We start from the raw sequence: 8,291 nt of genomic DNA, 5'->3' as shown, positions 1-8,291 counted from the left end.
TCAATCAAATGAAATGAGAATCCCACTGTGTGGGAGTTTGTGGCGGAGGACGAACGAAGAGAGGGAGGGGATCAAATTTATATTGCAGATGAGCCAGTATCGGGAGGATCGCCGGCGCCAAACAATGAATGGATCATTCAGGAAGCCGCGCCTTCGCTGAATCCTTACGGAATCGTTTTAGATTGGCAAACATGGGATCAATATTTTGACAGGGTGGACAAGAACCGGAGCTCAGTGAATTTTGCATTCATGGTAGGCGCCACACAGGTGCGGCAATTTGTGATGAAAAATGAGATGCGTGACCCATCGGCTGCCGAGCTTGCAGCAATGCAAGAACAGGTCAGAATTGCGATGAAGTCGGGCGTCTTCGGAGTCAGCACGTCGCTGCTTTATGCTCCCGCTTCTTATTCTAAAACTGATGAAATCGTCGCTCTGGCAAAGGTGGCATCAGAGTATGGCGGCTTCTACGCATCTCATATTCGAAATGAAGCGGACCGCTTGTTGGAGGCGCTCGATGAAGCGATTGAGATCGGGGGCAAAGCGAATTGTCCTGTCCAAATCTGGCATCTAAAGGCGAGCGGAAAACAGAATTTCAGCAAAATGAAAGATGCCTTACAAAAGATTGCGGATGCAAGAGCGCAAGGAATCGACATGACCGCTGACATCTATCCTTATCCTGCCGGAGCAACTTCGCTGGCCGCCTCCTTGCCGAAATGGGCGCTCGAAGGCGGCACAAACACCATGCTCAAGAGACTTGCTGACTCGACAACTCGAGAAAAAATCAAGAAAGAGATGATGACAAGCTTTCCGGAAACCGACAACATTTTCCTGGATGCCGATTCCGGCAAGAGAATCATGATCGCTTCCGCTCAAAAACCGGCACTGAAGAAGTATGTCGGTAAGATGTTAGAAGATATCGCTAAGGATCATTGCGCAGACGAGCCGGAAACACTCTGCTGGTTTGTCGAGCAAGATCAAGGCGCAACCGGGGCAATTTATTTCACCCAATCGGAAGAAGAAATGCAAAAAGCGATGAAGGCGCCGTTTGTGGCCTTCAACTGTGATTATCCCGGAATGGCCACTGATGGAATTCTTGTCAGGGACCATCCACATCCGCGTGCTTATGGCACGTTTCCAAGAATCCTTGCAAGATATGTCCGTGAAAAAAACGTGATGTCGCTCGAAGAAGCCATTAGAAAAATGACGTCGCTTCCTGCTCAAAGACTAGGGCTCCAAAAACGAGGCATATTAAAAGAAGGGAACTATGCCGACATAACGGTTTTTGATTTCAACGGCGTGCGCGATGTGGCAACGTTCGAAGATCCCAGTCACTATTCCGAAGGAATCATTTATGTTTTTGTAAACGGCCGGCCGGTTCTTGCCAAAGGCGCGATCACCGAAAAATTGCCCGGACGTATTCTGTTGCGCGGTCAAAACAATTAGGAACTTGTAGGGGCGGGTTAAAACCCGCCCGCAATATTAAGTGCGGGTCTGAGACCCGCCCCTACGTCACCAAGGAGGACGCTATGCTTGCAACTCTGGTAAGTCAGAAAGACGGCAAATTTTATTTTGTAAGTTATAAGGCAGACGATTTATTACCCAAAGTGCACTTCAGCAGCCGGTATTATTTTGAAGGGGAAGAAATTCCTGCTTCGGAAGTTCATGTCCATGATGAGATCGCAAAATTCATTCATTCCATTGAACGAAAAGAGCTTGCGTTTCAAAGAATGCTCAATCGTAGAAAGATCAAGGAGATCGTCAACTTTTATGAGAACGCCGCCGCTCAGCCGTTGATCCCGGGCACCATTTTGCTGTTCACACAGGAGCAATTGCAATTTAAGAAGCTTGGTCAATTTGCCTCCGTAGGCGATCTCAGCGAGCCTACGTCGAAGTATCTCGTAATCGATGGACAGCATCGTCTGGCGGGTTTGCATTTCTATGCCGAGCACCATCCGCAGGAGATGGATCTGATCGATGTGCCGTGCGTCATCTTCGATGGAAAATCGGCCGACTTCGCCGCCGAAATGTTTGTGATCATCAATTCCACACATACAAGAATCAATAAATCACATCTGGTCGATCTACTGGATCGAGTAACCTCAGCAAGTCCGGAAAAGAAACTTTGCGCCAGACTCGTCACGATGCTGTACGAGAACGGCACGTCCCCGTTGCAATACAGGATCAATCGTCTCGGTGGCCGCAGCAAACAGGAGAAGTGGATCCTTCAATCAGAGCTCTACAACGAATTTCACAGATTGGTTGAGCAAAATTACGATTTCTGGGAATTTAGTTTCAATTTAAAAGCAGAGAAGGCTTATTCGTTTGTCGTGGATTACCTTAAGGCAGTCGCCGCGGTGATGGAAAACATCTGGGGAAAGAAGACCTATATGTTTCATCGGGCGGTGACCTTAAAGGCGGTTTGCCGGGTGCTGGGCGACATCATTGAAAAGAACGACATCTTCGAAGAATGGGAAGAGCGCAATCAGAAAGCGTTTCTCGATCGTGTAAAGAACTGGAGCGCGCTGACGAAAGAGTTCCGCTCAGAAGGATTCTATGAGCGCTTCGCCGCAAAAGGTCAAATCGAACGCACGCGCAAGATCCATGAGTTTCTCAGCAGGAACCTGGCTTCCTGAGAACAAACTAGGGGGTGCCCGCTCTTACGGCTTCAATCTCATCGCGGAGCAGCGTTATTCTGAACCTCACCGCCTCTCCGTCTTCGTTCAAAATGAAAGTGACATAAGCAGGATACGCCTCTCGAAACACGGGATCCCGCCAGCGCACAAAAAACGTATCGAACTGCCACGGAATCAGTTCCGCTTCTGCTCCTTTCGCGATTTTCCAGGCAAGGTTTTTGTCAGACAACGAGATCTCGATTGGTCCGTACGTTGGATGCTCATACCGGCCCGCGTAGGAAGAAAGAGGTAAGGATGGATTTGCGCCCGCCTTTCGCGAAGCCTCGCGGCGGCGCTCCTCTTCCGCATGTTTCTTGTGTGTGTTTGCATAGACCGGCAGCAGCTCACCTGCCCAATCGTAAGGTTCGACGCCCAGGTAATGATCGAAGATTCTGGATGCGATTGCTCCATGATGGTAGGGCGCCGACCAGGTGTTCAATAACACGACCACTCCCAGCTTCTCCTTTGGAAGCAGCGTCATATAGACGGGCATTCCGTCGCCGCCTCCGCTGTGCCAGATCATCGGATGGCCCCGATAATCCATTACATTCCAGCCCAATCCATAACCTCCGAAGAACTCAACTTTTCGAGAATCCCGCCACTCCTGAGAACTTGCGATCAGGACCTGCGGAGAGTGCATTTCCAACAACATCTCTTTACTCAGCACACGCTTTCCTTCCCATGTTCCGTCACCTGCATGAAAAAGAAGCCACTTGCCGAGATCATAAGCAGTCGAGAGCAGTCCTCCGGCCGGATCGGTGTTGTAATCCATCCAGCGCCACCGAAGCTCCTGCTGGCGGCCGTCGATGAGATCATGGGGGTAGGAGGCGTTTGCATCTTCCAACGGATTACCGCCCACGCGCGTGCGTTCAAGTTTTAGCGGCTTGATGATTCTCGTTGTGACCAGCTCACCAAAAGTGCATCCGCACGCCGCTGCCGCCGCTTCTCCAGCAGCAGTGTACAGGATGTTTGAGTAAGTTACACCCGTGCGAAACGGCGTCTGCGGCTCAAGCGTAACGATGCGTTCCAAAACTTCCCGTGTCGTAAATCCTGTAAATCGGAATAAGGCGTGAGCGCTCTTTAATCCTACGCGATGTGTCAGCAAATCGCGGATGGTGACATGTGCCGTCAAATAAGGATCGAAAAACTCAAGCCACGGCAGATGTTTCCGTACCGGATCGTCTAGTTTCAGTTTGCCTTCATCAATCAGAACGCCGATTGCAGCGGCGGTAAATGACTTCATGAGCGAAGCCGAATCAAACAGTGTGTTGCCATCAACCGCCACCGGGTTCCCCACCCGCCGAACACCGTATCCCTTTGCCAGCACACGGCCGTCTTTCACGATCGCAATCGCGGCGCCAGGAACCTCCGCTTCCCTTAGCGAACGGACAATGTAGCTATCAAGCTCAGAAGGAACCGAGTCGTCCGATTGCGACGCCTTGCAGTGCGTAGCGAAAGACAAGCACAGCCCAAAGGTCATGAGTGTTAAAAATTTAACATTTATGGAGTTTAAAAAAAGACGATTGTTTTCGTTTTTCACTTTTCCATCCTCCCAAGGATTTCTATGGCCGTGTATCGAATGAGTCCGTTTTCATCGTTTTGCATCGGTTCAACCAAAGCTCGCCAGCGCGGATCCGAACCGAAATACGGCAGTGCAGCTAACCGCACCTGCCATGCGGGATCGCTCAGGCTTTTTTGCAGTATCTTTGCAGCCGCCGGATCCCTGATTTGCGCCAGTGCAAATGCGGCCATGGCTCTCATGCGCCAGACAGGATGCTCCATGTCTCGAATCAAGGGCGGAGCCGCATCTCGTACCCTGCCCAGACCGAGTATGTACGCCGCATATGCGCGAACACGCCAGTCTTCATCATCCAATCTCTTCAACAGCGAACGGATCAACTCGCCCCCTTTCGCCTGAGCCATGCCCCATCGCGCGCGCTTGGCTACAAAGTCGGCGCGCGATCGTGCCTCACGATGAGAGAGCTGCTGAAGTAGCTCGAACAAGTAGCGGTCACGCGGATCGTCCAAAGGAACACTGGAGACGCGCCCGATTCCATCTTCAGGCACCAGCTCGCTTTCGGGTTCCCGGTAAGGATCCATGATACTGTTGGGCGCAGGCAGGGCGGCAAATCCGTTCTCTGTGGGCCCTCTGTTATCGCTCCATCCGAAATCTACTAGAACTGTTGCGGATGTTGTGAAGCAAACCAGCAGAACGACTGTAATTCGCAATCGAGCCGAAAGCTTTGACGGAAACTCGTTGAGTAGAGCATTCACTCTTAATTCAAGCGTCGAAGAATACCCCAGTAAACCAGTTCTGGCTATCCATGGCTCCTGTTGATGCGCCGCAAACCGCACGAGCAGTTCCGCATAAGCCGCAGCATCGATTCCGCAGGCTACAACATGTTCATCACAAACACGCTCTGTTTCCACAGAATGCCGGCTCGCAGCCCACCAAACCAAAGGATGGAACCAGTACATCACGCAGCAAATTCGTGCAAGTAGTTTTGTAAGCGAATGGCGGCGGTCGATGTGTTCCGATTCATGTTCCATCACAATCTGCCAATCCTGTGGAGTCCACGTAGAACAGGATTGGGGAACCAATACAACAGGCCGAAACAGCCCCGCTGCCGCAGGTGATTGGAGGGTTTCGGAAACCAACACTTTCATGCTCCGCGGCAAAGGAAAAGGTGCGAAGGAGCATTCCTCTGCCTTTTTTCGTAATCCGGATACGGCAGAATAGGATCGTATCAGCCGCCAGGAGAAAAATGCCGCGCCACCGAGCCAGAGAAGAAAAGGCCATCGTAAATTGGTGTTGGTTGCGCTCCAATGACCGGAATGTCCGGATTCCAAAGTCGCTTCCAGCCAGTCGGGGAAAATCGGTTGAACAACCGGCTTTGAAATTCTCGATACCGGCAAAATGGAGAACCGAGGCAAAGCGGAAAGCATAGGAAGGATAAGTAAAAGCGCAAAAGTCCACGTTAAAAGCTGATAACGTATTCCGGACTTCGAACGTCGAATGATCAGACAAAGCAACCAGGCTGCGCACAAAACCAGCGTGGCCCTCAAACTAATGTCGACCATACAGCCGAAACTCAGACGCGCCTCCGTTTTCGTGCCTTATCAATCAGTTCTTTCAGGATTTCCAACTCATTCTTTTCAAGCTTTCGCGTATCGCCTAACAACGAGGAAAGCGCATGTACAGCGGACCCGTTGAAAAAAGTGCCCAACACATGTTTCAGCATTGTGCGCCCCGTTTCTGCGCGAGGCCGTACCGGATAGTACAGAAATCGGCGTCCTTCTTTGATGTGCCGGATATGACCTTTTCGCTCCAGCACGCGAAGCAAACCGCGAACGGTAGTGTATGTAGGAGCGTCCGGCAATGCTACCATGACCTCCGCAGCGGTCGCTTGCCCTCTTTGATAAATCGAATCAAGAATCTGGCGCTCCCGGCGGCTTAACCCGAAGGGAGTCCCCTGCCTGCGCTTCATGTGTTAAAAAAATAACACATATCGATTTATCTCGTCAAGAGGGTTTTTTGGAAGTTTTAAAGCGTCAAATCTTGGCATGGACAAACCCGTCTGATACAATGTCACGTTTCCTTATGAAGAGACCCCCCGTCGTTTTCCTCGTGTATCCGCCGGATAACGAGCCATGCAAAATTTTCGCTCAAGCGCTTCAAGAATCGCTAACGGGCTGGCAGGCGAGCGCCTGTGAAGCGAAGGTCAAGACTCTACTGCTCGACTCGCGAAAGGCGGACCTGCTGCATTTCTTGCTTCCCCCGGGCAACAAGCTGCTGCCGTTGGCGAAGAAGATTGCAGCCGGAAAGCGTAGCATTCACACGGTCGTAGCATCGCCTCGCAAGAATCAGAAATACTCGGAAATTCTTTGCGCCGCGCGCGCGGTTGTGTTTACGCAAGCAGAAAAGACCGAAGTGGAGCGGACCGCTCCGGGCACATCGGTCAGTGTCATTGCTCCCTGCAAGTCATTTCCCTCTGAAAATTCCTTGCAGCCGGCAGCGCATCTGCGGGAGCGGCATCAGGTGGGAGATCGCTTGCTGGTGGTTGCTTTGACCGACATAACCAACAGACCCGTATTTGATGCCTTCTTATATATATCGCGCGAATACAATCGCCGCGGAGGCTTCCGCTTTTTGATTCCGCGGTACGATCATGGAAAGGAAACCAACCTCTGGCGCGGCAGATTGCAGGAGACGATCCGTCAGGAAAAACTGGACGCCGTCACTATACTGGAAGAGAGTGATATACAATTGTTCCTGCCGGGCGCCGACTTCGCCCTGCATCTCGAAAGAGAAACAAATTCTAAATTTGGGTTTTCACTTCCAGCCATCGATTTTCTGCTGCTGGGAAAACCCGTGTTCTGTTTTAATCAACCTGCACTCAATGAGGTGATTTATAAATTCCAGCCGCGCTGGGTGGCCAACAATATCGAAGATGTGATTCGCGCGTCACGTGATCTCAGAAAGGACCAGTCTTCGCTTCCACAGATCGCGGTAGATTTGGCCCGTTATGCGAAAGAAATTTTCAGCCCGGAAAACGTAGCTTCACGCTATCATGAGATATATCATCAAGTTTCAGGGGCATTCAATTATGAGCTATAACCTGTTCTTATTGCTCAACATCAATCACGAACCCGAGCCGCTTTTGGATTTCATCGGGACACACCTGGAGCGGACGGGCCCTACAACTTTTTGCATCGATCATTCGCCGGACACTTTTTTCAGCGCTGAATATCTGCGTGAAGGCAGCGACAGCAGTCTTGCGATCGACATACCGTTCGGCTCAGAGGAAACTGCGTTGCGCGAAGTATTTGATTTTATGACAGAGCTTCAGGAGTACATCCAGTTTCAATTATTGGATCCGCAGTTGGGCGGACTCGTTGAGCCCAATGAGACGGAACGCATCTACGCAAAGTGGAAAGACTCGAATGTCCAGGCGCTGGAAAACTTCAGTGACGGTCACCACTTTCTTCGAAGTATGGAGGTGCGGGAGGGAAAGAAAACGATGATTGAGGCCATCCGTTTTCGGGAAGAGACGTGGCAGAATCATTGTTCGGTGGCGCTGGCTTACGGCAGAATTCACGACGCGGAGAACGCGCGCAAACATTTTCAGCGCGCCCTCGAGCTCGATCCGCAAAATGCAAGTATCCTCCATGCACTCGGTGTTACGTACTTCAATCTCCAGGAATACGAGAAAGCGAAATCCGTTTTGCAGGAAGCGCTGGATGCCGACCCCGACAATGAAGCGGCGAGAGAACTGATTCGTGATTGCGAGAGTAAAGATCTCAAACATGATTGAAGAACTGAGGAAACAAGCAATTCGCCTGTTGAAAGAAGAATTCGATCCTGAATTCAACTGCACGCTGAAGCATGAGGAGACCTACGAACACCATCCACTTCACGATGCAGGTATCAGCGCGATGTTCTCTTTTCAACCAAATGAACAAAAGCCTGAGCGCTTTTATGTGATCACCGGCGACAGCCTCTCAATGATTTATCCCGATTTTGGCTAGGCATTTGCTTTTTGGGTCAGCGGGGCGGAAGCTGGAAAATACGTTGGATGGCTGACCTCTGCCTTGATTCTACACCCTAATCAGCATTTT

8 protein-coding genes are annotated in these 8,291 nt (G+C 50.9%); 5 read left to right on the top strand and 3 right to left on the bottom strand.

Annotated elements, in window-relative coordinates:
* The first annotated feature begins 27 nt into the window (after positions 1 to 27).
* On the top strand, positions 28 to 1,443 hold the full coding sequence (locus tag L0156_25835; GenBank protein ID MCI0606420.1) for an amidohydrolase family protein: 1,416 nt from the start codon (positions 28 to 30) through the stop codon (positions 1,441 to 1,443).
* 83 nt (positions 1,444 to 1,526) lie between these two features.
* On the top strand, positions 1,527 to 2,633 hold the full coding sequence (locus tag L0156_25830) for a DGQHR domain-containing protein (protein ID MCI0606419.1): 1,107 nt from the start codon (positions 1,527 to 1,529) through the stop codon (positions 2,631 to 2,633).
* A gap of 7 nt (positions 2,634 to 2,640) precedes the next feature.
* Here the strand turns inward: L0156_25830 and L0156_25825 are convergent, their stop codons facing one another.
* From L0156_25825 to L0156_25815, 3 genes are read right to left on the bottom strand one after another with little or no spacing between them, the layout of a single operon-like run.
* Positions 2,641 to 4,152, bottom strand: coding sequence for a serine hydrolase (locus L0156_25825; GenBank protein ID MCI0606418.1), 1,512 nt, complete (start codon positions 4,150 to 4,152; stop codon positions 2,641 to 2,643).
* A 56-nt stretch (positions 4,153 to 4,208) separates the two neighbouring features.
* Positions 4,209 to 5,753 (bottom strand): M56 family metallopeptidase, encoded by a 1,545-nt coding sequence (locus L0156_25820; GenBank protein MCI0606417.1) that lies wholly within the window; start codon positions 5,751 to 5,753, stop codon positions 4,209 to 4,211.
* A gap of 11 nt (positions 5,754 to 5,764) precedes the next feature.
* Positions 5,765 to 6,160, bottom strand: a complete 396-nt coding sequence (locus tag L0156_25815) for a BlaI/MecI/CopY family transcriptional regulator (protein ID MCI0606416.1) — start codon at positions 6,158 to 6,160, stop codon at positions 5,765 to 5,767.
* 113 nt (positions 6,161 to 6,273) lie between these two features.
* Between L0156_25815 and L0156_25810 the strand changes: the two genes are divergently transcribed.
* The 3 genes from L0156_25810 to L0156_25800 are packed head-to-tail and all read left to right on the top strand — an operon-like array spanning position 6,274 to position 8,201.
* Positions 6,274 to 7,290 carry a hypothetical protein gene (locus L0156_25810; protein ID MCI0606415.1) on the top strand — a complete coding sequence of 339 codons (1,017 nt, stop codon included), beginning with the start codon at positions 6,274 to 6,276 and terminating at the stop codon, positions 7,288 to 7,290.
* Positions 7,280 to 7,987, top strand: a complete 708-nt coding sequence (locus tag L0156_25805; protein ID MCI0606414.1) for a tetratricopeptide repeat protein — start codon at positions 7,280 to 7,282, stop codon at positions 7,985 to 7,987. Before L0156_25810 ends, L0156_25805 begins: the two co-directional genes overlap by 11 nt.
* Entirely contained in the window at positions 7,980 to 8,201 is a 222-nt protein-coding gene (locus L0156_25800; GenBank protein ID MCI0606413.1) for a hypothetical protein, read from the top strand. Before L0156_25805 ends, L0156_25800 begins: the two co-directional genes overlap by 8 nt.
* Positions 8,202 to 8,291 lie beyond the last annotated feature (90 nt).

This window comes from bacterium (assembly GCA_022616075.1).
In the GTDB taxonomy this organism is placed as follows: Bacteria; Acidobacteriota; HRBIN11; order JAKEFK01; family JAKEFK01; genus JAKEFK01.
The sequence above is the reverse complement of the archived record's forward strand: the minus strand, read 5'-3'. Positions and strand labels throughout refer to the sequence as shown.

What these genes read in the sequence shown, in the direction of transcription:
- L0156_25820 (MCI0606417.1), bottom strand. Translation starts at nt 5,753, where the DNA reads ATGGTCGACATTAGTTTGAGGGCCACGCTGGTTTTGTGCGCAGCCTGG.
- L0156_25810 (MCI0606415.1), top strand. Translation starts at nt 6,274, where the DNA reads ATGAAGAGACCCCCCGTCGTTTTCCTCGTGTATCCGCCGGATAACGAG.
- L0156_25825 (MCI0606418.1), bottom strand. Translation starts at nt 4,152, where the DNA reads ATGACCTTTGGGCTGTGCTTGTCTTTCGCTACGCACTGCAAGGCGTCG.
- L0156_25815 (MCI0606416.1), bottom strand. Translation starts at nt 6,160, where the DNA reads ATGAAGCGCAGGCAGGGGACTCCCTTCGGGTTAAGCCGCCGGGAGCGC.
- L0156_25800 (MCI0606413.1), top strand. Translation starts at nt 7,980, where the DNA reads ATGATTGAAGAACTGAGGAAACAAGCAATTCGCCTGTTGAAAGAAGAA.
- L0156_25830 (MCI0606419.1), top strand. Translation starts at nt 1,527, where the DNA reads ATGCTTGCAACTCTGGTAAGTCAGAAAGACGGCAAATTTTATTTTGTA.
- L0156_25805 (MCI0606414.1), top strand. Translation starts at nt 7,280, where the DNA reads ATGAGCTATAACCTGTTCTTATTGCTCAACATCAATCACGAACCCGAG.